The sequence below is a fragment of the Blastococcus sp. KM273129 genome, from assembly GCF_021698995.1.
GTDB lineage: Bacteria > Actinomycetota > Actinomycetes > Mycobacteriales > Geodermatophilaceae > Blastococcus.
Genome location: NZ_SSXB01000005.1, coordinates 45,243 through 68,703, shown reverse-complemented (window position 1 = coordinate 68,703; position 23,461 = coordinate 45,243). Strand labels below are relative to the sequence as shown.

General features: G+C 68.1%; 14 protein-coding genes. 4 read left to right on the top strand and 10 right to left on the bottom strand.

What is annotated here, in order from left to right; all coding sequences use genetic code 11:
• Window positions 1–89: 89 nt before the first annotated feature.
• Both E9565_RS02725 and E9565_RS02720 read right to left on the bottom strand, forming a co-directional pair.
• Window positions 90–977 carry an alpha/beta fold hydrolase gene (locus tag E9565_RS02725; RefSeq protein WP_236828173.1) on the bottom strand — a complete coding sequence of 296 codons (888 nt, stop codon included), beginning with the start codon at window positions 975–977 and terminating at the stop codon, window positions 90–92.
• Window positions 978–1,029: 52 nt separating this feature from the next.
• The gene (locus tag E9565_RS02720) at window positions 1,030–1,794 is read right to left on the bottom strand and encodes an alpha/beta fold hydrolase (protein ID WP_236828172.1); all 765 of its coding nucleotides are present in this window, start codon (window positions 1,792–1,794) and stop codon (window positions 1,030–1,032) included.
• A 177-nt stretch (window positions 1,795–1,971) separates the two neighbouring features.
• Between E9565_RS02720 and E9565_RS02715 the strand changes: the two genes are divergently transcribed.
• Complete coding sequence (locus E9565_RS02715) at window positions 1,972–2,358, top strand: hypothetical protein (protein ID WP_236834011.1); 387 nt, start codon at window positions 1,972–1,974, stop codon at window positions 2,356–2,358.
• A gap of 11 nt (window positions 2,359–2,369) precedes the next feature.
• On the opposite strand, the gene E9565_RS02710 is transcribed toward E9565_RS02715, so the two are convergent.
• Together E9565_RS02710 and E9565_RS02705 are read right to left on the bottom strand one after the other, a co-directional pair.
• Window positions 2,370–2,687 carry a 2-hydroxymuconate tautomerase family protein gene (locus tag E9565_RS02710; protein WP_255715649.1) on the bottom strand — a complete coding sequence of 106 codons (318 nt, stop codon included), beginning with the start codon at window positions 2,685–2,687 and terminating at the stop codon, window positions 2,370–2,372.
• Window positions 2,623–2,856, bottom strand: coding sequence for a hypothetical protein (locus tag E9565_RS02705; protein WP_236827013.1), 234 nt, complete (start codon window positions 2,854–2,856; stop codon window positions 2,623–2,625). The genes E9565_RS02710 and E9565_RS02705 overlap by 65 nt, the downstream gene beginning before the upstream one ends.
• 167 nt (window positions 2,857–3,023) lie before the next feature.
• Here E9565_RS02705 and E9565_RS02700 point away from each other — a divergent pair, with 167 nt between their 5' ends.
• A complete protein-coding gene (locus E9565_RS02700; RefSeq protein ID WP_236827012.1) occupies window positions 3,024–3,776 on the top strand; it encodes a hypothetical protein in 753 nt (250 codons plus the stop codon).
• A 121-nt stretch (window positions 3,777–3,897) separates the two neighbouring features.
• Here the strand turns inward: E9565_RS02700 and E9565_RS02695 are convergent, their stop codons facing one another.
• The 6 genes from E9565_RS02695 to E9565_RS02670 all read right to left on the bottom strand — a co-directional run bounded on the left by E9565_RS02695 (window position 3,898) and on the right by E9565_RS02670 (window position 18,271).
• Complete coding sequence (locus E9565_RS02695) at window positions 3,898–4,521, bottom strand: antibiotic biosynthesis monooxygenase (RefSeq protein ID WP_236827011.1); 624 nt, start codon at window positions 4,519–4,521, stop codon at window positions 3,898–3,900.
• Between the two features lie 956 nt (window positions 4,522–5,477).
• Window positions 5,478–7,463 carry a DUF262 domain-containing protein gene (locus E9565_RS02690; protein WP_236827010.1) on the bottom strand — a complete coding sequence of 662 codons (1,986 nt, stop codon included), beginning with the start codon at window positions 7,461–7,463 and terminating at the stop codon, window positions 5,478–5,480.
• 11 nt (window positions 7,464–7,474) lie between these two features.
• Window positions 7,475–10,804: a Swt1 family HEPN domain-containing protein gene (locus E9565_RS02685; RefSeq protein ID WP_236827009.1), complete on the bottom strand. Its 3,330-nt coding sequence runs from the start codon at window positions 10,802–10,804 to the stop codon at window positions 7,475–7,477.
• Window positions 10,804–13,551 carry a DUF1156 domain-containing protein gene (locus E9565_RS02680; protein ID WP_236827008.1) on the bottom strand — a complete coding sequence of 916 codons (2,748 nt, stop codon included), beginning with the start codon at window positions 13,549–13,551 and terminating at the stop codon, window positions 10,804–10,806. Before E9565_RS02680 ends, E9565_RS02685 begins: the two co-directional genes overlap by 1 nt.
• Window positions 13,548–14,717: a hypothetical protein gene (locus tag E9565_RS02675; protein ID WP_236827007.1), complete on the bottom strand. Its 1,170-nt coding sequence runs from the start codon at window positions 14,715–14,717 to the stop codon at window positions 13,548–13,550. The genes E9565_RS02680 and E9565_RS02675 overlap by 4 nt, the downstream gene beginning before the upstream one ends.
• A complete protein-coding gene (locus E9565_RS02670; protein WP_236827006.1) occupies window positions 14,714–18,271 on the bottom strand; it encodes a helicase-related protein in 3,558 nt (1,185 codons plus the stop codon). The genes E9565_RS02675 and E9565_RS02670 overlap by 4 nt, the downstream gene beginning before the upstream one ends.
• A gap of 316 nt (window positions 18,272–18,587) precedes the next feature.
• On the opposite strand from E9565_RS02670, the gene E9565_RS02665 reads away from it, so the two are divergent.
• Window positions 18,588–20,504, top strand: coding sequence for a hypothetical protein (locus tag E9565_RS02665; RefSeq protein WP_236827005.1), 1,917 nt, complete (start codon window positions 18,588–18,590; stop codon window positions 20,502–20,504).
• Window positions 20,505–20,551: 47 nt separating this feature from the next.
• A complete protein-coding gene (locus tag E9565_RS02660; protein ID WP_236827004.1) occupies window positions 20,552–23,305 on the top strand; it encodes an AAA family ATPase in 2,754 nt (917 codons plus the stop codon).
• Window positions 23,306–23,461 lie beyond the last annotated feature (156 nt).

Below are 23,461 nucleotides of genomic sequence, written 5' to 3'. Positions count from 1 at the left end.
CCTTGATCCGCCGGTCGGGCCGGCAGCAGGTAGTTACACACGGACGTTCGGGACGCCCGCGAGCCTAGCGCGACGCCCCCTCGGCGGCGCTACTTCCAGCGGTCGATGAACTCCACCGTGGCGGCGTTCACGACGTCGGGGTGGGTGGCGCTGAGGAAGTGCTGGCCGCCCTCGACGACGCGCAGCTCGGCCTTGGGGCTGCCGGTGAAGAGCCCGATCTCGGCCTCGGCGTTGGGCACCGAGTAGACGCGGTCGGCGGTGCCGTGCAGCCACAGGACGGGGCACCGCACGCTGTCCAGCCGGCCGTGCAGGCCGTCCCGGTCACGCAGGTTGATGCTGCTGATCCGCAGCCGCTCGCGGCCGTCGTCACCGGTGTAGTTCTGCTGGTGCGTCCGGTGCCAGAAGGCGCGCTCGTCGTCGGGGACGTCGTCGCCCATGCCCTCGGCGAGGGTCGCGTCGACCAGCTCGGTCGGGATGACCCAGTCGTCGCCGACGGGCTGGGCGAGGGCGTCGATGGCGGGGGTGCAGAACTCGACGCCGTTCCAGCAGCCCAGCTCGCGGCTGCGCGGGCTCTCGAAGTCCATCGAGGTGCCGAGCGGGATGATGCCCTTGATCCGGTCGGGGGCGAGCATGGCCATGCGGGCGGCGATCCACCCGCCCTGCGAGGTGCCCAGGACGAACGCGTCGGGGATGCCGAGGGCGTCGAGCACCTGGAGCCCGGCGATCGCGGTGTCCCAGTAGGTGTACTGCCGGTAGGTGGCGCGGGTACGCCCGTGCCCGTACGGCTCGATGGCGAGCAGGTTGGCGGTGGCGGCGAGCTGCTCGTCGGCGAACTGCGGCCGGTACAGCTCGACCGACGTGGTGAAGGAGTTGACCATCACCAGGGTCGGGAGCGACGGGTCGTAGGGCCGGCCGAACCGGTGGCCGATGGTGGAGCCACCGAGGTGCGGGATCTGGATCGTCTCCGTGCTGCTCATGGCGCCCTCCCGGTCGTCGGTGGGGTCATCGTGGCGGTGGACGTGCTGGGGGTCAATCGGCGGCGCGCGGTGGTTCGTGGGCGAGCTCGGCGATCGGGGCGGACCAGGCGGCGGGCGCCGTCCAGACGAAGCTGTGCGCACCGGGGAGGCTGCGGAACCGGCCGTCCCGCGCGCATCCGGCGAGCTCGCGGGCCCAGGCCTCGGTGCAGAGGCGGTCGCGGTCGCCGTGGAGGACGAGCACCGGCTGGGGGACGCGCTCGACGGTGTCCTCGAGGCGGTCCTTCAGGTGGACGGCCAGGGCGTGCCGGACCCGGCGCAGCCCGGCGCGCTGCCGGTCCGGGGTGTGCTGGACGTCGAGCTCCGGCGGCTCGAGCTCGTGGTTGCGGCGCCAGGCGAGCAGGACGCGGCGCATGCTGCGGTAGGCAGGGTCCATGGTGGGGCTGGCGAGCACCAGCGCGCGCACGAGGTCGGGTTCGCGGACGGCGACGTGCGCGGCGACCTGGGTGCCGCTGGAGTGCCCGACGAGGACGACGTCGTCCAGTTCCGCGGCGGCCAGCCACTCGGCGACGGCGTCGGCGTGGTCGCCGACGTCCATCGGATGCGGCGGGTCGGCGCTGCCGGAGAAGCCGGGCAGCTCGACGAGGTGCGCGCGGGTCCAGGCGCCGAGCTCGCCGACGGCGGGCTCCAGGTAGTTGGCGACGGCCAGCCCGTGGACGACGACGACCTCGGGGACGCCCGGGCGTGCAGTGCCGACGACCCGGCTGCGCATGGTGCCCCAGGAGGTGGGCCGGTGCTGCAGCTCGACCTCGGGCGGCACGGTCTACCGGTCGCGCGTCGGGAGGGGGTGCGACCCGGGGTTGCGGGGGCCGGCGGTCATGGTCGGGGACGCTAGCGGCCGGTGCCGATGCTCGCGCTGCGGACCGGCGTCGGCGCTGGTTGAGTGGCCGGTGCGGTGGAGCCCACGCCGTCCACAGTCCGTTTTCGGGAGTTGACGATGGCCAAGAAGAAGACCGCTGCGGAGACGTCGAAGAAGTCGATGGCGCAGGCGCTGGGTGCCGTCGGGGCGGCGTTCGGCGCGATCAGCGTGCTGTCGCCGCGGACGGTGGCGAAGAGCTACGGCGTCCCGGTGTCGCCGTCGGGGCTGCAGCTGCAGCGGCTGTTCGGCAGCCGGGCCCTGGTGGTGTCCGCGCTGGCGCTGACCGCGAAGACCGACGAGGAGGTCGACCGGGGGCTCGCCGCGGTGGCGGCGATGAACCTGCTCGACACCCTCACCGCGCTGGCGACGGCGGGCACGGCCGGTGGGCGGACCAGCACGCGGGCGGTCGTCAGCTCCCTGGCCTACGGCACGGCGGCGCTGTGGATCCGGTCGCTGGACGACTGACGCACTCCGCCTCAGCCCTGGTCGGCCCTCGCGCGGCGGTCGGCGTGCGTCTCGCCGGCCACCGCGATGTCGGTCGGCGGCACCTCGACGATCCAGGCCCGCACCGTCTCCGGCGGAGCGCCGATGCTGTCGGTCGTGGCCTGGCTGACCGCGGCGAGCAGATCGCGCTTCTGCTCCTCGGTGCGGCCGGCGATCATCGTGATCTGGATGAAGGGCATGCCGCATCCTCGACCCAGCCGGCCCCGAGCGACCACTCGGCGCTCGTCAGGCTGCGTCGGCCACCGGGGAGAGCAGCCGGCGGGGGAGCTCCAGGGTCGGGTGAACCGCATCCGTACGGGGCTTCGGCGGCTCGCCGGCCTCCTGCGCCGCCGGGCCGGCCGCCTCCAGGGAGCGGGCGACGGCGTCGAGGTGACGGAGCGCCTCGTCGTAGAGCTCCTGGATGGCGCTGGCCGCCGCCGCGTGCGCCGCTTCCGCAGGACCGACATGTCCACTGGTCATGGCTGCCTCATCGGCGGGCTGCCGCGGCTGCGTGACCGGTGGTGCTCTACGGGCAGGCGGCGTCCTGCTCGGGACGGACGATCCGCTCCGGAAAGGCGCGGAGGGCGAGCGGGATGCTCAGCCGCGGGTGTCGACACCGGGTGGCCGGCACGGCAGCATCCGGCGACGTGACCGATCCCGAACCACACCGCTTCGTGGCCCGCGTCGTCGAGGAGTCGACCAACAAGATCCACGAGGACGACGTCGCGCGGCGCTACGGGTTCTCCGGGGCGCTGGTGCCCGGCGTCGAGCTGTTCGCCCGCACGACGACGCCGCTGGTGGCCGCCTGGGGAGCGGAGTGGCTCTCCCGGGGCCGGATCGACCTGCGCTTCCGGCGGCCCACCTACGACGGGGACGAGCTGCTCGTCGATCCGGCCGAGGGCCGGCTCACGGTCAGCCACCCGTCGGGGGAGGTGCGGTGCGTCGGTTCGGCCGGGCTCGGCGCGGACCGGCCCGATCTCACCGGTTTCCGGCAGGTCGCGGCACCGCCCGAGCCGGTGGCCGACCCGGTCGTCGGCCCGATGGGCAGCGTCTCCGAGGCCGGGACGGCGGAGCGCAACGCGTGGTACCTGGATGCCATCGGCGAGCCGCTGGAGCTGTACCGGCGGGAGGCGCTGGTGCACCCGGGGTTGCTGCTGCGGCTGGTCAACGAGCTGCTCATGCGCAACGTCGCCCTGGGGCCGTGGATCCACACCTCCAGCGACTGCCGCTTCCTCGGCCTCGCGCGGCTGCCCGTGGAGCTGACCGCGCACGGTCGGGTCACCGACGTGGGCCGGCGTGGCCGCCACGACGAGGTCCGGTACGACGCGCTCGTGCTGGCCGGCGGAGAGCCGGTGCTGCACGTCCACCACACCGCGCTGTACCGGCTGAACGCGGCCTGATGCCCGGCGTCGCGAGCCGGCTCGCGCGACCACCGGCCCGGCGCGGTGGGACGTGCCCCGCCGCCCCGGCCCACGGGTGGTCGATGCACCGGCCTCTGCGGGCGCCGGGGGAGGCCGTCCCTCAGACCAGCTCGGGGACCCGCAGGTGGTGCAGGACGACGTCGAAGTCGGCGACGTCGGTGGCCGACATGCGCAGCGCCCTGCGGAACTCGTCGCGGATGTACATGGCCCGCTGGCGGGAGGCCTCCATGGAGCGGCGGTCGGCGTAGACGGCGGTGAGGGAGTTGTCGCCGGTCTGCCGGTCGAGCATGAGGCTGAGGCTGCAGAAGCCGGGCATCTCGTCCATCCGCGGGATGAGGTCGGTGCGGAAGACGTCGAGGACCTTGTCGAGGGTGGCCGGGTCGACGCGGGACCAGGTGACCCGGGCGCAGGAGTCGTCGTTCACGGGGTGCAGCCGGTGCATCGCCACGATCTCCCACTCGCGCACCTCGGGTGCCTCGGCGCCGAACTGCTGGGTCGCGTGCTCGCGCATCTGCCGGACCGCGTCGCGGGTCGCGGCCATGGCGTCCTCGTTCTCCCAGGCGGTGGTGACGATGCAGCGGCCGGAGTCGCGGTCGCACAGCATCGACAGCCCGACGCAGCCGTCCATGCCGCTCACGGCGGGCATGACGTTGTCGCGGACGTCGGCGATGCCGGCGTCGATGCGGGACGGGTCGGCGGTGATCGTGGTGGTGCGGGCGTGCATGACGCCCTCCCTTCCGGGGACAGGCGCGCGGCGCCCCGACGGCGTCCGCCCAGGTCATCGTGCCCAAGTGCCGCCCGCTGTCAACTCGAGCGCGTGCGGGCAGTGTTCGTGCCGATTCGTAACTGTCGCGTCGGTACCAAGGAGAACCGTGGAGGGTGAGTTGCTTGGTGGCGCGTTTCCGCACCGGAGCTCAACCCGATTCTGGCCGGTACACCTGATTAGCTAGCTGAGCTCGACAGTGGGGCCGGTGGAGTCAAGGCGTCCGCGGGTCGGGCGGAGGGGCCGGGCTTTGTCATCGGCTTGGCTCGGGCATTCCCCCACGTGGACGTCGCCTGCGCGGTTGCCACGGTCGCGTCGCTGGGCGCCGCAGCAGCCGTAGCTGGCGACGAGCTGACGACGACGGCAGCGGCGCGGGACACCTCCGTCGTCGGGTCGACCTTGACGGATGCGCAGGCCTGCCGACGCCGGTCAGCCCCCTCGAGAGCCGGCTCCCACGTCTCGTGCTCGGTGTCGGCGTAGGGCGCCGAACGATCACGGACGATGGGATATCTGTTCCGTTGTGCACGGCCGCCGTCACGACCCATACCATCAAACGCGTGCCAGCTGACCTCTCGCTCTTCGGTGACGAACCAGTGAAGGAGTCGGATCAGCCGGCTATTCGAGAAGCGCCCATAGCCGACTGGCTCGTCGACGCCATCAGGACAGCGCTGACCGCCCGTGACTTCACCACGATGGACGAGCGGCAGCAAGCAGTCGAGGCTGCCGTAGGGCGCCCCGTTGAGGCGTTGCGGTCCTTAACGCGTGCTGAGGCGTTGCAAGTCCTGTCGTGGCTCAGTCCGGCGCGAGAGGGCAGTCAAGGGTCCGCGTGGGACGACCGCGACGGAGACACCTGGATTGACCGCCTCTAACGGCGCCGCGCAATGCGCGATTCTGACCCAGGTCAGGCGTGTATGTCGTCAGTCACTGCTGGCGATGGGGAAGCGGGCTCGCTCGCCTTCCCATGCGACGGCGTCAATATGGGGTAGCTGAGAGAGCGGAATCGCGTCGGCTCGCTCTCTGTCGAGAGCCGACTGCCAATCCTCACGTCGCCCTTCCACGACGAACGGGCCCAACTCCACCTCGAGGCCGTTGTCCGCCGGCCGCACGACTCCGTCGGCCCCGGATAAGGCTAGGTCGCTCACGACACCTTGGGCGGCCTCATCGAGAGCCTGCTCAAAAGCGCTCAAATCAAGTATGCAACGCCATTCACTGCTCGGGGTAGTCGCTCGCACAACGAGCTTCGGCTCGTCCCAGCTGCTCTGGTAAAGATCAAGATCAAGGGACAATCCCGTCAGCGGATCCGTCCCGTTAGTAGCCGGTCCAAGGTAGGCCGGTGCCAACGAGTTCAGCAAGGACGTCATGGCTTCTGCAAGCATCTCGCGCCTGCGCAAGACGAAAGCCGGATAGGAGTCCGCGGTCCGTAGTGATGAGTCGTCGGGAACGAAGTGCTTCGCCAGGCTCTCGGCGCCCATCTGTTCGAGCTCAGGAAAATAGGCCGACGGCGAGCGGTCCGAGATCTTCAGGTTGGCCTTCCCTGAGATGAATGCAAGATTCGCCAGGTCGTTGATGTCATGCTTGGAGTACTTCTGCTTCAGCGTGGCTCGCGGATGTATGTGGTGGTATTGCAGCTTCTGGCTGCCTTGCGCCGTGGCGTCGATCGCACTACCGAACCACCAATCCGTAGCCCCCGCGCGCTTCGCCACAAGGAAGCTCAAGAAGAAGTAGGGGCTGCCTTGCCCGCGCCCCGCAAGATCCTCGGAAGATACCGACACCCGACCGCCGAGCAGCCCCAGGTTGTCGAGGAGAGCTCGAATCCCGTCGGGCTTCCTGACGGCGGGAATGTCTTGGCTGAGGACGGTGTCCGTCGAGCCGCTGTAGCGGTTCCGGATAGTGGCTGCCAGCAACCAATATAGGAGAGCGTCGCGGTCTCGCTCAGCCAGCGGGGCGTCTGGGCGCTCGCCCAGAAGCACCACCAGAGGCACGAGGGCGAGCACAGAAGGCAGCAGTGACGAGTGCTGCACGCCGAGGTTGTTCTTCAGCAGTGGCACGAGGTGTGCGAGCCCGCGACGCACGGTCGCCCAGGCAGTGTCGAGCTCCTCGTCGGTCGCTGCGGTTAAGCGGCCCAGAGACCATTGGGACGGGCCGCGACCGAGGAGCGCCGCGGTCATGGCGCGGGTGAGGAAGCCCGTGTCCAGGTCAGGGAACGAAGCCTTCTGCCAAGTACTGCTTTCACCTTCAAATTTGCCTAGCACGCCAGGCCAACGTGCACTGAGCGTCGCGAGAGCGAGGTCCGTGGCGCGGAGCGTCCGCCCCCGACTGTTGACGCGGACAAAGATGTCCGTTACTTCCAGGTACGAAAGCTCGCGCAGCGTCTCTAGGTAGTAGCGGTAGTCCTTGATTCGGTGTACGCGGGTGATTCGGTCGAAAACGGTTTGCTCATCGAGGGCGGGCAGTGCCTGCTTCATGCCACTGACAAGTTGATACATCTGTGTGCCGTGCAGCAAGTCGTGCACCCTGAGCCAGCGGGGATCCTTCTTGGTCGCCGCACTCTGGTTCTGGAAAGACTCGGTTTCTACGTTGAAGACGATGTCGGCGTTCGGGTGACCGCTGAAGACACGGTGTAGGGACGTGAGGCGCTGCTGCCCGTCGAGCAGGTAGAGAGCCGATTGGGCAGCGGGTTGCGTCCCGGCCGAGGTCCTCATCGGTCGTGTCTCGGGGTCGGACTCCGCCTCCCAGAGGAGCAGCGAGCCGGATGGGTAATCGCGGTACAGCGAATCCAGCAGCTTGGCGACCTGTGGGGGCTTCCACACGTATCCCCGCTGGATCTCCGGCAGGCGGAGTTCCCCTCGGGTGACCTTGCCCATCAACTCGCTGATAGGCATGTGGGCGGTGCTGATGGCCATCTACCGGTGTCCTACTCCGCCTCGAAGCCGTACTGGTCGAACTTGAGCGTCCGGGCATTCTCGGTCACCACTCGGACCTTGTCGCTCGGGAAGCCGTCGGCCTTCGTCGCCGAGATCTCGACGGTGACCTCCAGGTTCACACCCGGCCCGGTGAGGTGCTGGAGAACCTCCTGCGCAATGCGTGTGAAGTCGCGGCCATAGCGTTCGGGATCAACGTTGGCCACGCCGAAGAAGCGCGTGTTCTCCCGGGCTGCGGCTGTCGACTGGCTCGGCTCGATAACGGCTGTGGTGTTGACCGTCGTCGACGCCGGAGTCGTGAACTGGCCGGTCGTACCGGGGGTGGGCCGCTCGGGCTGCTGGGCGAGCTTGGGGTGGACCACGAGCACCGCGTCCGTGAGCGTCCCCATGCTCCCCCCGGGAAACGTGGCAAGCCCCTGGTAGGTGCCGGTCGCCTCGTCGTATCCGTCCGCGAGCGCGAAGCCGTCCAGCTCCCACATCATGTCGTCGAGTGCGGACCGGAGCGCTCCTTCGAGCACCGTCCGATCCCGCAGGCGACCGAGGTAGGGATACCGGCAGTAGAAGCCCCACAGCTCACCGACGCTGACGTGCCCCTTGTCCCACACACTCCGCAGTGGACCGTCGAGATCCATCCGAACGTTGCGCATGCCATACGTCGTCGCCAGTAGGCCGCCCTGACGGAGTTTGGCACTAACCCGATCGGCCAGCCGCTCCTGCGACCCCTCCGCCTTCTGGACGGTCAACGAGACCGGCCGGGCCGCGTCCGGCTGCTCCGGCACGATCGCCCAGATGTACGTGGCCAAGATACGAAGCCGCACAGCTTCGTCGGCCTGGGATGCCCGCCGCTCGGCCTGGGCCTTCTGCTGCGCGGTGAGGTTGAGGTCGTCCGCGCGCTCGGCAACGTCGCGCCACGCGAGATAGTCCGCCGTCGCACCGGCGAGTTCCTCCCACCGCTGTCGGTCGGGAGCAAGGAACACGAGGGAGTTGCGGTTGGTGCGCTGGGAGGCGCCGCGCGTGTCGAGGCACTGCCGCGCGAAGCGCAGCGCCGGCGAGTCGTCCTGTCCGCGCCCGTGCAGGTGCTGCGGGTGCAGGACAACGAGCTTGGCTTCTTCGGTGTCCGGGACGGCGCCGGTGTCCTCCGGGCAGACCTGCACCGTCGCGAAGTCACCCCGCGCCGAGCGCTCCACTGCAAGCCGGCGGACGACCTCGGCCCAAACCTCCTCAGGGTGCTCCCGCAGGCGCTCAGCGATGTCCTGTGCCGTGCGGTTGACCGTCACCGCGGTGTCGTACCAGTAACGGGCGCCATCGACGTTGAGGTACGTCGCCCGCTGCCCCAGCACCTCCAACGCTGAACCGAAGTTGCCGACGGTGTCGCCTGGGATGCCGACACCGAGCCACACGTGCTGCCGCTCGATGCCCTTGGATGCTGTCTGCAGCGTCGGTGCCGAGCCCAGGAAGATTGTGCGCGCGATGCGTCGGGTCAACGCCCGCTTGCCGAAGGTGTCTCGCTCCGCGTCGATGCGCACCGGCGTTGAGCCTTCACCGTCGATGTCGGCGTCGACGATCGGCTTCCAGGCGTCCTGCAGGTACTGCGTCAGTTCACCGGAGACGTTGGCAAGCTCTAGCGGCACAGACCCCGGCATAATCAGCGGCCCGGCGTCGCCCGACGCCCAGAGCGCGTGGATGACCGCGCTCATCAGACGCAGCACGCCGCGCGTTCGCTGGAACCGCTCCAGCGTGGACCAGTCCTCATACAGCCGGTCGAACAGCTCCGGGTGGACGGGATAGGCGGCCTTGATCCGATCCTCGTACGCCACCTCGCTGCACTGGCGCGGGAATTGCCCCGGGTGCTCGGCGTAGAACTGCACGAACTGCCGTGCCACCGCGGCGATGTCGCGCTTGGCTTGGGCGTCCGGCTCGACGAAGAGTCGGCGACGCACGATCTCGAAGGACTCGTTCGCCGACGCCGGTCGCCACTGGTCGGCGACGCGTCGCACGACGTTCTGCAGCCGCTCGAGTGCCAGCCGGCCGTTCGCTCCGCCGACTTCGAGGTCGGTACTGCTTGATTCGGCGTCACTGGACTCGCTCGACGCGGGGATCGAAATGATGACGAGACAACCGGGGATCGTCTTGGCGACCTCGGTGAGGGTCTGCGCGAAGGTGAACTGCGTGTCGAAGTCGCCGCCCGCGACGTCCTTGGCGTCGCGGCCGTAAAGCTGCCGGGCGTAGGCGACCCACTCGTCGATCAGAATTAGGCAAGGCGCGTGCTGCGAGAGCAGGTCCGCCAGCGCCTGCCCCGGATTGGTCTTAGTGCGGTCTGCCTCGGCGACGACGTCGTAGGCCGCCCGGCCGCCCAGTTGCCAAGCGAGCTCGCCCCACAACGTGTTGACCTGCGTACCGTCCTCCTTGGCGGTCGCCGACCCGGCGGACAGGTGCGTGCCGACCAGCGCGACACGACTGACGCGGCCGAGCGCCGACGGGTCCGCGTTGCCGAGCGCCTCCTGCACCTCTTGCGGGTAGGACGTCACCGGCGCGTCTGACGCCAGGTGGTAGAGCGCCAGCATCGAGTGCGTCTTGCCGCCGCCGAAGTTGGTCTGCAGGTTGACCACCGGGCTGGCATTGAGGTCGCCGGAAAGACGGCGAGCGGCCCTGCCGATCAGGTCGCGGAGCCCTTCGGTGAGGTACGTGCGCTGAAAGAACAGGACCGGGTCGACGTACTCCTGACCGCTCTCGCCGAGCGCGACCTTGTGCAGGTCGGCGGCGAATTCCGCGGCGTTGAAGTCGCCGCTGGCGACGTCGCGGTGCGGCGTGACGACGTCGCGCCAGGCCTTGATGCCCGTGCCAGGGACGCTGGGGATGCCTGCGGCCTTGACGACCTTTCGCGTCTCGGCCTCGTACGCCGCGCGCTGGTGGTCCAGCCGCAACTTGCGCAGCTCCTCGGCCTGGCCGGGAGCATCGGCGGCGGTGAGTAGGCGCTCCATCGAATCAAGCGCTCGATAGGTGTCGTCGCTGTTAAACGCGGCGTTGTGCGCCCACTTGTTGCGGACGTCGCGCAGCTCGCTGGCCATAGCTTGCTCGGGTCGCGACAGCCGGTCCTTGAACACCCGCCACTCTTCGGTCAGAACCTTGAGCAGTACGGCTGGGTCGTGCTTGTCGTAGGTCTTGGCGCCGCCGTGCTTGGCACTCTCGCGTGCCGCGAGCAGCGCGAGCCAGTCACCGCCGCTCCCGGCGGCCGCGCTCATCAGCTGGTCGACGAACGGCTCCAGGCCTTCTGCGAGGAGCTCGAAGCCTCGGCCGACCCGGTCGCGGTTGCTCGTGGCCATCAGGCCTCCTCCTCATCGTCGCGGTAATCAATCTCCCCCTGCGCGCCGACCGGCACAGACGCGCTGTGGCCGGCGGCAGCCAGATCGGACCAGGAGGTGCCCAGGCCGTTGAAGAGCGCGGCACTGGAGGTCCAGCCTCGTTTCTCGCAGACGCTGTAGAGCAGGTAGGCCAGTTCCTTGGTGGTGTCGAGGTCCATCTGTTGGCCGGCGAGGGCCATCAGCCGGGCGGCTTCGTCGATGCCCTTCCGGTCCAGTGCGTGCGCCAGCCGGACGACGACTTCCCATTCGCTGAGACGCTCGTCGGCCAGCGGGTTCCAGCCTTCGGAGAGCTCGTCGAGGCCGACCAGCCGCGCCTTTCCGGCGCGCGCCCAAAACACCCCGCCGCGGACCAGTCCGTCGACGCTCGTCGCCACCGCCTTGGACAAGGAGTCGGCGACGCCGTAGGGCTGCTCGTCCCAGCCAAACTGGCTGAACCACTTGACGCAGAAGCGGGTATCGGCCGAGAAGTCGCCTTCCTGCTCGCTCAGCACCTCGTCGAGGGCGTGGTTGATGAGCGCCAGCGCGGTTCGGACGGTCATCGGTGTCCCGTCCGCCTCCACGACGGAGCGGTAACGGGTGAACACCGCCATGCCCGGGCCGATGGCAGCCTGCGCCAAGTCCACCGGGGCCAGCGAGCCCTGCTGCATCTCCTTCAGCGCCCCAGGCAGCTCGTCCTTCAACGCCTGCAAGAAACCGCGGCGTGTAGTGGCCTCGGCGGTATCCCTACGCGGGCGGCAGGCGAGGACAATAGATGACGCGAGTGCATTCTTTCCGGCCGCGATCATGCGGTTGCTCATCTCCGACCGCATCGGCCAAGTTGCGGTGACGGTCAGTCCGGCCTCAATGAGGCCGTTGAGCATAGTTTCCCAGCCAGTGGAGGCGGTCCCGCTGTCGTCACTTTCCGCTTGTTTGAAGGCGTAGAAGACCGTCACAGGAATATCGGGACGATGGTCTTGGCGAATGCGAGTAAAGGTGCTGACAAAGCCGGTCTCAAAGTGTTCCTCTGCTTTCACTTTGCTGCCGCCGAAGCGGTACGGCGTCGCCACCAGCTCGTCGCTCTTGGGCGTCTGCATCGTCGACAGTAGGCTCGGGTGAACATCGACGAGCGCCCGGCGAAGCCAGACGTAGAAAAAGTCTGAAAGGTCGGCATAGCCAATGTTGTCGTAGTAAGGCGGGTCAGTACTGACCACCGCGGCGGCATTCACTTGCCGGGCATCCGCCTGTTGCGCGTATCCGCGTGCTCTCGCAGGCAGGCGTTCCAACACCTTCGAGGGCCACACGAAAGCGTCCAGCCAGTTACCAGAAGACGCGCTGAAGGGGTTCCCCTCACAAAAGTCCCAAACCATAGGGATGGCCTGTCGTGCAAAGAGGTGACCGACTCCCTCATTCTTTGGGTCGCTGCGCCAAGTACATAGCGCGTTGTGGTAATCGGCCACTCGACTTAGCGCGAAGCTCATCGCCGTCGCCACGTCGTCGGCGTAAGCGGCGGCCTCGCGTCGATCGAGGTTAGCGGCGTCGGAGGCAATCTTCGCGCGGGCTTCTGCCACGAGGTCACTAAAGGTGGTGAGCGCGACAAGTTGCCGAGATGTGAAGAGGTCTGCAAACGTCCGCAAGCCGTAATTTACGCACCAGATATTGCGGGGATCGTCGGCCAGCTCCCCGTCGGGGACGTCGTCGGGCCGAGGTACGTCCGCGGCAGCGATGTGGCTTGAGGTTGCCGGGATGTAGACGCGCTGCCGCTGGCCCTCGGCGACGGTCGCGAGCAATTGTTGCCCCATACGCCCGGCGATGGCCTCGGCCTTGATGTAGGCGTCGGAGGTGACATCCCCGCAGACGAGGCAGCGGAACTTCGCGCCACGGCCGAGCTTGGGCGGATCGGGTGGCCCCCCTGCGCCGGTGACGACCTCAAAGTCGACATGGTCTCCGGCAGGCCGTGGGCGCAACCACGTCGGCCGGCCCTTCTTCTTGCTCAGCCAGAGGCTGCTGACGAGCGGCATGGTCGCGCCGCAGGCGGGGTTGGGACAGACGACCGTGCGTGCCCAGATCCAAGCGATGACCATGGCCTTTGTGCCGTCGGGCAGGGTCGCACTCGGGTACAGGTGGCCGATGCGACGTTCGGCCTCGTCGCGCAGCCACGCGCCATACCGCCGCACGTCCTCGGCGAGCCCGGTGGCGCGCGGCCAGCCGCCAAGCTTGGAGTCGGCGGCGCCGGGGAAGACGGGCGGCTGCCCGGCCCACCGCGGCGGAATCTCGATGAGCGCCTTGTTGATGAGCACCGCGACTGGGTTGAGGTCGCTCGCATGCGCATCAAGTCCGAGCCGCTGCGCCTCGAGCGGGATCGACCCGCCGCCGGCGAATGGGTCGAGGACCGCCGGCGGGTCGCCGTCGAAGCACTTGGCGATCTCGGCGTGCGCCTCACGAAGCAGCCGCTCGTCGCCGGCGTTCTCCCACACGACCAAGCGCTCGATGAGGTCGAACAGCCGCTTACGCTCAAGCGCCTGGTCCTCCTCAGTCGGGAACCGTTCAGGGTGCGCGGACGGGTCATCGACCAATTGCGCGAACAGCACCGCTCGGCAGGCAGCCAACGGCCGGCGCGCCCACCACAGGTGCAGCGTGGAGGGGTGACCGTGCCGGATGGACTTCTCCCGGGCGGACTCCCGGTTGATGGCCTCCAGCGGCAGCGCTACCTCGATCAGCTTGCGTTTCACTGCTCGTTCCTTCTCTTTCCTTGCACGCGGAGGGGCAGACGGTCGTGTCTCGCCATGGCCAGGATGTCTTCTGCCGACTTGACGATGCGCTCCAACGACACGTCGGCCGGGAGTCTGCTTTCCTTCTTGAGGTACTGCGCCAGGTGCGGTGGGAGTTCAACGCTCGAATCCCAGCGCTGCATGACGATGGCCGCGACCGACTCGGCCTCGAACTCCGACGCCACGTGGGAAACCGCACGCCGATCAGGCCACCACTTGGCGTCCGGCGTCCCTAGGTGACCGCAGTAAAGGTGCCCGAGTTCGTGAACGAGAGTCGCAAGGGCCGACGCGCCGCGCTGAGCACGGTTCACCCTCAGGTCGTAACGGACTGGAACGGACACCGTGTGCTTGCTCGGCCTGACGCGCACCACGTGCTCCTGTGCCCGCCTGCCCGAGGCCGTGGCGATGAAGCCGGCGCTCCCGGTCCCGTGGTCCACGCGATCGATGTACACCCCGTCGCGCACAGCACTCGTCACCAGTCGCGACCAGAGGTTGTCGGCACGGGCCTTGGTGAGCCGGCTACGCGTCACGAAAGGGTCGAGCACCTCGGGCGGCAGCGGAGGAGCTCCGGGCATCGGCGACGTCTGGTTGACGTCGTACACGAACATCACCGGCCCGAAGGGCTGGAGGATCATTACGACTTGCGCATCGACAGCGACGTCACGTCTCAAGTCTTGCCAGCGCCGTGCGGTGGCGACGTACGTTGCGCCAGGTCGCTGGATGTGGACAAGCAGGGCGTTGAATGGCGCGTACCAGTGGAACCTACGGATGAAAGCCACGAGCTCTTCGTATGCCCGGGACTCGTTGTAGCGCATGGACGCGTTGATGAGCGCGTTGAGGCTCTGCACGGCCTCGGACTCGGTGACGGGCCCCTTCTCAGCGGCAACATGACCTCCCGAGGTGGCTACAACCGTCGCGCAGGAAGCCACCGGCCACACATGTGCCTCTGCGCTAATAGCATCCGGTTCCCCACCAGCGGCGGCCCAGGGAGCCAACATCAACTGACCAGCATCCGAAGCCATCGTTGACCCTCCTGTGTCGTCGAGAGCGCGTGCCACCTCCTCGGGGGCAGCGCGAAGGCTCAACAGCGAGCGGTGGGTGACCGCCCCGGGCGCCGCTGCGCTCATGCCGGCTGCTGCCCGCGGTCCCACATGGCTGCCCAGTCACCCCGGACGGCGTCGGCAGCGAATTCGCCGAAGTCGAAGTCCCTGAACGGGTCCTGCAGGTAGCGAACCTCGTCGTGGTCGGCGCCGTCCCGGGACACCCTTACGAGAGCGAGCCTGTATCGGTCTGCGTTCTTGCCGAACAGCACTTCGTTGCGTGTCACGGAGAAGTCGTCAGCTCCCTCGATCCGTCCCTTCACCTCGATGAACACCAGGTGCCCGTCCTCGGTGAGCGAACGGATGTCGAAGCCCGGGTTGTTGTGCGGCATTTCCTCCGGCTGGCGACCCAACGAGTGTTCCGCAGCAATCACGGCGGCGACGGCACGCCGGTCGACCTCCGCGGTGTCCTTGGCGTACGTCGCCACAGGCTGGTCCCGCCGGCCCGCGAGACGATCGAGCAGCCCGGCCGGGACCACGAGCGCTCCACCTGCCACCACCGGCGGCAGCGGACGGAGCGCCTCGTCGGCATCGAGATCGGCCAGACGCTGCGCAAGTCGGGCCTCTAGATCGCGCGCTCGCCGCTCCGCGGTCTCCGGGCGGATCTTGAGCTGCCGGCCGGCGGCCTGCTGGTCGAGCAGGTCAGCGTGGCGCAGGTCCCAGTGGTTGATCTCCTGGGTCAGACGCTGCTTGACCTCCTTGCGGGTCCGCTCAACACCGGCGTGCACCCGCTCCCGCACGGCGGTCAAGTGCTCGCTCGCACCGTGCTCAACGGCCCAACTGACCGCCAGCCGCTCGACACCCTCCGCGAGCCACGGCTCGTCGAGGACGCTGACAAGCAGTGCGCTCTCGTCCGCCGTGGCAGCCCGGTAGTCCAGGTAGGGCGCCGGGCCGGCGGAGCGCTGGGCGCCGTCCCGACCGATCTCCACGAAGTCGAAGCGCTGGGAGACGGTCCGCGGCAGGGTGTGCCCGTCATCGATGCGTTGGGTCAGTGCGACCAGCAGGCGCGGCTCCTCCCCGACGTCCTGCGCGTCAACGAGCACGGTGCCGCTCTTGAGCAGCGTGCCGTAGCGCTCGACGACCAGATCGATCACCGCGTCGAGCAGCGGGTGGCCGGGCGCGATGAGATCGGCCTTGGGCTTGCCCGGCAGGCGGACGTGCTCGCGCTCGAAGCAGATCCGCTCGTAGCGACGCAGCACCGGCGCCCCCGTACCGATCTGCCGGTCCCGGTCGCGCACCTCGGCCGGGACGTGGGTGACCTCGAACCGTCCGGACTCCCGAGGGCTCAGCCGGCCACCGAGGTGGCGGAAGGCCTCGGCAAACAGCGCCTGAACGTAATGCGGCTGGAGCCGGCGAGCTCGCGCCTCCTCCATCCGGCGGCGCAGCGTGGCGACGTCGGCGTCAGCGAGGGTTTCGAGGCCCAGCGCGCGGTCCTGCATGAGCCGGTCGAGGCCTTCGCTGACCTCGGCGTCGATCACCTGGTCGAGCCGAGCGCGGACCTCGGGACGGTCGCCGTATCGGACCGCCTCCATAAGGATGTCGCGCAGCGGACGCCCCTCGAAAGCCTCGCCCAGGACGTCGAAGACCTTGCCCTTGTAGGCGCGCCGCTGCTCCTCCACCTTGTCAAGCAGCCGCTGGAATACCTGACCTTCGCGGGTGTCCTTGGCCAGCAGGTTCCACAGCCGGCACACCTCGGTCTGCCCGATCCGGTGGATGCGCCCGAAGCGCTGCTCGATGCGATTGGGGTTCCAGGGCAGGTCGTAGTTGACCATCAGATGAGCTCGCTGCAGGTTTAGTCCCTCACCCGCAGCGTCGGTTGCCAGCAGGACCACGGTGTCCTTGTCTTGGGTGAACAGCTCCTGCGCGGCCCGGCGCTGCTCGCGCGCGACGCCACCGTGGATGGCGACCACCGCCTCATCCCGGCCGAGCAACGTGCGGACCTGGTCGACGAGGTAGTTCAGGGTGTCCTTGTGCTCGGTGAAAATGATGATTTTCCGCCGCGCGCCGTCGCGGTCGTACATCGCCTCGTCGTCGAGCAGCAGGCTGCGCAGTTCGGTCCACTTCTTGTCCGTGCCCGACAGTCGGACCCGCGTGGCCAGCTTCACCAGGTCGCCGAGCACGGCGATCTCCTTATCGAGCTCGGCGATGGTGCGGGCGGCGCTCGCGGAGTCGACGACGGCGTCTTCGGCGGCCTCGCGCTCCTCGCCGGTCAGGTCGTCCAGCTCTTCCTCGTCCAGCTGCTGGGCCCTGCCGAGCAGTGCCGCCAGACGCCGTTCGAAGTCGCTGCCACCACCAGGCTGCTGCAGCTCAACCCGGCGAGCCTCCAGCCGCCGGCGTCGCCGCTCCAGGCTGCGAAGGATCGCCTCCGGGCTGGACGCCAGACGCCGCTGCAGGACGGTCAGCGCGAAGCCGACGGTGTTTCCACGCCTGCCCTCACCTTCCCTGGCCAGCTGCTCCGCCCGGTTCATCTGCTCGCGGACGTAGTCCGTGACCGCCTCGTACAGGTCCTGCTCCATCGGGCTGAGTTCATAAGCCAGCGTGTCCGCGCGACGCTCGGGGAACAGCGGTTTGCCCTCGAAGGTGAGGAGGTCCTCCTTGATCATGCGTCGCATGAGGCCGTCGGTGTCGACAGAGTGCACCCCGTCGCGGTACTTGCCCTCGAACCGGTCCCCGTCGAGCAGCGCCATGAACAGCTGGAAGTCGGCCTCATTGCCGGCATGTGGCGTTGCCGTCATGAGCAGCAGGTGACGGGTCACTCGGCCCAGCAGGCGGCCCAGCTCGTAGCGCCTGGTGGTCTTGAGCTCCGCGCCGAAGTAGTGCGCGGACATGCGGTGGGCCTCGTCGACGACGACCAGGTCGTAATCGGCGCGCTCGAGCTGCTGCTGCAGCTCCTCCGACCGGCTGAGCTGGTCCATGCGAGCGATGAGCAGCGGATAGCGATCGAAGGCGCTTTCGTCGAGCAGCCCGTCGATCATGCTGCGGGTCAGAAGCTCGAAGCGCAGGCCGAACTTGTCGAGCAGTTCCTCCTGCCACTGCTCGACGAGACTGCCCGGGGCAACGATGAGGCAGCGCGCCAGGTCACCACGGAGCTTGAGCTCCTTGATGTAGAGGCCCGCCATGATCGTCTTACCGGCGCCCGGGTCGTCGGCGAGCAGGAAGCGCAGGGGGGTGCGCGGCAGCAGCTCGCCGTACACGGCCTTGATCTGGTGCGGCAGCGGCTCGAGGTCACTGGTGCTGACCGCCAGCATGGGGTCGAAGCGGGAGGCCATGCGGATGCGCAGCGCCTCAGCCGCGAGCCGAAAGAGGTGCGGATCGCCGTCGAAGGCGTACGCGCGGGACGGCTGCTCCACGCGCAGGCGGGCCTCGACGTCCCGATACAGAAGGGTTTCCGCGACCTGGCCGGAGTCGTCGCGATAGGTGAGCGTGACGGCGTTTGCCCCATGCCACGAGACGTCGATGACCGAGACTGACCCCGTAGCTGTTACGCCGAGAACTCGCGCCCCGGGCGTGAGGTCCTCCAGGCGCCAGTGGGTGCGCTCGCCGATGTGAGCGTGCTGCGAGGTGTAGGGAAGGTCCGTCATCGTCCCGTGACCGTACCCAGGACCACCGTCACGGGAGGGTTCCGGCTCGTGATCAGCTCGGATAACACCGGCGGCGCAACCACGGCCCCTTCTTCCTCACCTACTGCTACTCGCAACAGGGGCCACGGGAGGTGCCTCGCGCACCGGGTGCGAGTGCGAAGGGCTCCGTCGATGGCGCCATGAGTGGCAGGTGCGGCGCGGGTGCACTCGCTATCCCTCGAACGAGCGCGGGGGAACCATTTTCGTCGTCCATCTGTGTTAGCAAAGGCAGCCGGCGTGACGCCGGACTCATGCGGTTGCCCACGGGGGAGTTGACGTGCCACTGGTGTACCGGGCTGTGCTCGATGACACCGACGGGGAGATCGCGCGTCGGGTCGAGCCCCTCTTCGCCGCCTGGATGCACGAGAAGGGCCTGACCACCGACGACTTCGCCTTCAGCCCTGGCATGAGTACCGCGCTGTCTGCCAGCGACGACCCTGCATGGATTCAGCGGCGCTCGGTTCGACTCGACCGGTCTGGGGGGCAACTTCACCGCATCCGGCTCGTGGAGGAGACGCCGGAGGGCAGGTGGACGACGACTGCCTTGTGGGCCACCGAGGCGGCGCAGCAGCAAGTCATCGACGTCGGCCATCACGCGCCCGAGCAGCTCGCGGCCATCGATTTGAACGTCGGGGCCGCGAGGCACTGGATCTGGATCGATCTGGAGCAGGAGCCGTCTGGCGGGCGACCGCTGCGGCCCGGAAGCCCACGGCTGGTCAGGGATCTGATGGCGGCCGGCGAGGCGCACGACGGACGCTTGCCGCTTACAGCGGAAGCCCTGATGGTCACGGTCAGCCACGTCTCTGAGCTTGTGTCGTACCTGGGCGACCCGAACCGGCGCGTCCCTATCGTCGTCTTCGCGCACGACCCTCACCGTGCCTACGACCAGAATCGACTCGCTCGGTTGCTGGCCCGAGACCTGGCTGGCGTGGCAGCTGTCTTCCGCTTGGCCGACGGAGTTGCTACAGCGGCTTTCGGCACGGCCGTGCCGGACGGCTACGAGGTTTACGGCGGCGCGTTAAGGACCTACCTGCCCGGGGCGCTCGCAGTTGAGGACGCGCCCACACGGCATCGTGTGCTCGGCCGCACGTCGATTACAACGCTGGGCTCTCGAGCTTTTCCGGCCGTGAAGGACCAAATCCTCCACCTGTCGACGCAGCGTCCTGGCCCGCTTGATGCCCTGACGGTGCGACGACTCCTCGCTGAGCCGGCCACACAGTCCCTCGCAACTACTGGTGGGCAGCCAAGCCGGTCGGAGGCCCTGCTGGCCTGGTTCGGGCGGCAAGTGGTGCGGATTCGAAGCCGTACCGGGGCGGAGCGCTCGACGCCCGACTTCCGGTCTGTCGCCGTTGCTCAGCGGACGCTAGCGACCGAGATCGACGCGCTGCTCAGAGACCGCACAGCTGCTCCGCTGGTCGTCGGCGCTCGGGAAGATGACCTGGAGCAACTCCGTGCTGAGCTGGCCGCCAGTGAGGCCGATCGTGAGGTGCTGGGCCAGCTGCTCACGGAGGCCGAGGCCGAGGCGAGAGAGATAGCCGTGTCGGTACGCCGGCTCACAGACGATGCTGAGTACTTGCAGCTGGAGGTTGCCGAAGCGGCACGGGACTCGGACGCGGCGCGACGGCGCGCGCGATGGCTCGAATCCCAGGTCCGCGAGGCGGGCCTGTCGGCCTGGCAGGCCCCGGCGGAAGTCGTCCACGTCCCAGCGTCCGTGGCTGAGGTACTTGTGGTCGCACGCTCGCGATTGCGTTACGTGGTAATTGGCGCGACTGACCAGGTGGCCGCCGAACTAGACGTGCATCCCGGTGCAGAGCTCTTCGCAGCCAAGACGTGGAACGCGCTCATGGCGCTTGAGGACTATGCAGCAGCGGTTGCAGGCGGAGACTTCGCCGGGAGTTTCCATCTCTGGTGCCAGTCGCCGCCGGCGTCAGCTACGGCGATTTCGGCGACGGCGCTCTCACTTGTGGAGTCGGAATCTGTCGACTCGCACCCGGATCTTCGTAGCAAGCGGACATTCCCGGTGCCGCCAACCGTCCACCCAAGCGAGCGCCTCTACATGCCGGCACATATCAAGGTGGTAAAGCGGGGAGCGCCTGCTCCGCGATTGCACTTCCACGACGACACCCGCGGAGCTACCGGGTGTGTTCATGTCGGATACGTGGGGCCGCACCTGCCGACGGCCCAGTTCAAGTGACACAGCAGACGGCCCTTCGCGGGTTCAGGGATGAGTGGACGTAGACGATGACGACCGCAAACAGGGCAGACTTAGCGCTCGAGCAAGAGCACTTCGACCTTGCATGGGAAGCGCGGGAGCGCAAGCGCCGGACCTTGCAGGGTGCTCCCTCGGCTGCCGCTGGCCCGCGGGCGGCCGTCTCAGCGGTCAAGAAGGGAGCCGACCGCCTGCTGGAGTCGATCGGTGCGCCAGACGAGCCAGTCGCGTTCGGACGCTTCGACCTGGCGGATGGGGAGGCCGTATACGTCGGCAAGCACCTCATCGCCAACGATTCACACGACCCGCTGGTCATTAACTGGCGGACCGACTTCGCGGCTCCGTACTTCACCGCGACGTACGACGACCCCCGCGGGCTTACTCGGCGACGCAAGTTCCAAACGACGAAGAACACCGTCGACGATTTTGAAGAGCTCGTCTTCGAAGACCTCGCACGACGCATCGGGGAGCTCTCCGGACTCGAGCAGTCCGGCATCGATGACGCCGTTCTCCGCGACCTCGAACAGCACCGCACTGGCGAAATGCGTGACATCGTCCAAACGATTCACGCCAGCCAGTACGAGCTCATCCGGTTGCCCCTCGAGCGACTTCTGATCGTCCAAGGTGGTCCCGGGACAGGGAAGACGGCGGTGGCCCTTCACCGCGTGTCCTGGCTGCTCTTCAACAACCGGGATCGGCTGACGCCTGAGCAGGTCCTCGTCGTGGGCCCCAATCCCACCTTCACCAAGTACATCCGCTCCGTGCTGCCGGGCTTGGGTGACGCTGACGTCATCCACCGTGACTTGCGCGGCCTGGGGCCTCAGCCGAGTTCTGGCCGCCTCGAGGATCCGGCCACCGCCCGACTCAAGGGCGATGCGCGGATGGCCGACCTGCTCGACCGCGCACTTATGCAACGTGTGCGTGTCCCGGACGGGCTGACGGAAGTCCTTGTCGGGCCAGAGCGCGGTGGGGTGCGGATCCCCCGGCCACAGCTCGAGTCAGCGCTCGAGCGCTACTCCTCTCAGGGAACCTATGCCTCGGGACGAGCCGCCTTCCGCAGGTGGGTAAATGAAGGCCCCGTACGTCGTGCGGCCGAGACGGTAACGCCCACGCAGATCGAGAGCGCCGTAGAGCGTCTATGGCCCTCACTCAGTCCGCAGGCCTTCCTCCGCGACCTCCTGGGCTCCCGGGAGCGGCTACTTGCAGCGGCAGGCGACGACTTCACGGGTACGGAGATCGGGCGCCTGGTGCGCCAGCAAGCCGACCGCCTCTCGGGAGAGACGTGGAGCGATGCCGACGTCGCCTTGCTGGATGAGGCGGACGCGCTGATCAACGGACCGGGTCCGCGCTTTGGACACATCGTGGTTGATGAAGCACAGGACCTCGCGCCGATGCAGCTGCGTTCGTTGGCGCGGCGCTCCGCGGAAGGCTCCATGACCCTTGTAGGAGACCTAGCGCAGTCAACCGGCGCATGGGCCAGGGACTCGTGGGACGACGTTGCTGAGGCACTGGAGAAGGCCTACGACGTCCAAATCGAAGAGCTCAGCTTCGGCTACCGGGTTCCACGACAAGTGTTCGAGCTGGCGGCTCGACTGCTCCCTCAGGCTGCGCCTGACGTTACGCCTCCACGGGTGGTCCGGGAGGGGCCGGAGGCGCCGCAGCTCGTCGAAGTAGATGAAGAGGATCGCTTGGTGGAGGCGGTTCGAATTGCCCAGGAGAGGGCCGGTCAGGGGCTGTTCGTCGGCCTTGTTTGTCCAGACACATTGCGAGACGACTTGGTCGCTCGGTTGAAGGCCAAGCGAGTCACATTCAGCGACGCCAGCGCAGGGGGCATCGGCGCCTCAATCAACCTCGTGAGCCCTGCGGACGCCAAGGGGCTCGAGTTCGACTCCGTGGTCGTCGTGGAGCCTGAGGCCATCGTCGCCGAGCACCAGCACGGTTTGCGGATGCTGTACGTGGCGCTGACACGTACGACTCAACACCTCGCCGTCGTGCACACGGGCGCACTGCTACCCCTGGAGGAGCTGCCGGTCGCACTAGTGGCGTCCGACTCGGCAGCCGCTGCCATTGCCCCGTCGCTTGAGATGGAGGGGCCAGAGGAAGGGGCTGTCGCGGCAGTGGGCAGCCAGCCGTTAAATCTCGACGAGCCGGCTACGAGGGAGCAGGTTCGTGTCGAGTGGCTGCCGCCAACACGTCCACCCCTGACCACGCCACCAGCGGCGGGGCTGGACGCGGTCAGCGAGCTCGTCGTAGGAGCGGTCACTGGGCCGCTGGCGCAAACGATCCGTGCCAGCGTCCCGCCCGGTCTGTGGCCTCGGTTGCTCGACCGTCTCCGGGAGGAGCTCGGCCTCCACAGCGCTGCCCCAGCGCCAGAGTCCCCCGGCGTTCCGGCTCCTGCCGTTCTCGCTCCTCGTGATCCAGATCCTGAGCCCGCCGACGCGCCATCCGACGCCGCCGAGGAACTGGACCTCGCCGGGCTCGAGGCTGCCTTCGACAAGCGGGTCAAGGATGACCTGGTGAAGCATGGCAGCCACATAAACGACTGGCTGTCGCGCAACCTCGGGGAGCTCGGGGGAGTGGGCTTTGCAAAGTTCCTGCTCGCGCGCGCTGAGCCTGTGCGGCTGCTGTACACGTTGGCGCGAAAAAGACTACTTCTCTACAGCATCGAGGCAGCAGTGCTCGATCCTCGATTCGCTCCCTTGTTCACGGCTGAGGAGCTGTGGGTGGCCGAACGACGTCTTTCAGACCTGGGATATACGACTGAATCAACGCGCGGATTCCAATGAGTGGCGTCCCTGTCCTACTCCGAACAAGCGGTTGGCAATGGAGCGGTCCGCAGGAGGCGTGCGTCCCTGAGTAGGCGACGGCGCCTGATGCCGAAGGCACGCGTCCGCGAACCCCTCCAGCTGTCGCCGCCAGGGCGGAGCCTTGCATCAGCCGGG

What these genes read in the sequence shown, in the direction of transcription:
- E9565_RS02725 (WP_236828173.1), bottom strand. Translation starts at nt 977, where the DNA reads ATGAGCAGCACGGAGACGATCCAGATCCCGCACCTCGGTGGCTCCACC.
- E9565_RS02675 (WP_236827007.1), bottom strand. Translation starts at nt 14,717, where the DNA reads ATGAGCGCAGCGGCGCCCGGGGCGGTCACCCACCGCTCGCTGTTGAGC.
- E9565_RS02685 (WP_236827009.1), bottom strand. Translation starts at nt 10,804, where the DNA reads ATGGCCACGAGCAACCGCGACCGGGTCGGCCGAGGCTTCGAGCTCCTC.
- E9565_RS02670 (WP_236827006.1), bottom strand. Translation starts at nt 18,271, where the DNA reads ATGACGGACCTTCCCTACACCTCGCAGCACGCTCACATCGGCGAGCGC.
- E9565_RS02660 (WP_236827004.1), top strand. Translation starts at nt 20,552, where the DNA reads ATGACGACCGCAAACAGGGCAGACTTAGCGCTCGAGCAAGAGCACTTC.
- E9565_RS02705 (WP_236827013.1), bottom strand. Translation starts at nt 2,856, where the DNA reads ATGACCAGTGGACATGTCGGTCCTGCGGAAGCGGCGCACGCGGCGGCG.
- E9565_RS02695 (WP_236827011.1), bottom strand. Translation starts at nt 4,521, where the DNA reads ATGCACGCCCGCACCACCACGATCACCGCCGACCCGTCCCGCATCGAC.
- E9565_RS02690 (WP_236827010.1), bottom strand. Translation starts at nt 7,463, where the DNA reads ATGGCCATCAGCACCGCCCACATGCCTATCAGCGAGTTGATGGGCAAG.
- E9565_RS02710 (WP_255715649.1), bottom strand. Translation starts at nt 2,687, where the DNA reads ATGCGGTTCACCCGACCCTGGAGCTCCCCCGCCGGCTGCTCTCCCCGG.
- E9565_RS02715 (WP_236834011.1), top strand. Translation starts at nt 1,972, where the DNA reads ATGGCCAAGAAGAAGACCGCTGCGGAGACGTCGAAGAAGTCGATGGCG.